This is a genomic window from Bradyrhizobium algeriense (assembly GCF_003062295.1).
Classification (GTDB): Bacteria; Pseudomonadota; Alphaproteobacteria; order Rhizobiales; family Xanthobacteraceae; genus Bradyrhizobium; species Bradyrhizobium algeriense.
The window spans coordinates 1-206 of sequence record NZ_PYCN01000335.1; the positions used below are offsets into that span (position 1 = coordinate 1).

Sequence of the window (206 nt, forward strand, 5' to 3'; positions counted from 1 at the left end):
AAGCATGAATGTACGTTATCGGGTCGAATTGAGCCAAGCCGAGCGCGATGAACTGACGGCGATGCTCGGCGGCGGCAAGCACGCCGCCCGCAAGCTCAAGCGGGCGCAGATTTTGCTGGCGGCCGATAGGGGCCGCCGCGACGAGGAGATTGCCCGGACCGTGAGTGTCAGCCTCTCCACCGTCGGCCGGACCAAGCGCCGCTTCG

General features: G+C 66.0%; 1 protein-coding gene. It reads left to right on the forward strand.

Annotation, left to right across the window (positions count from 1 at the left end; translation table 11 throughout):
- Window positions 1–4: 4 nt before the first annotated feature.
- Window positions 5–206: helix-turn-helix domain-containing protein (locus tag C7G61_RS43725; RefSeq protein WP_145963887.1), on the forward strand; the 202-nt coding region annotated here is incomplete at its 3' end.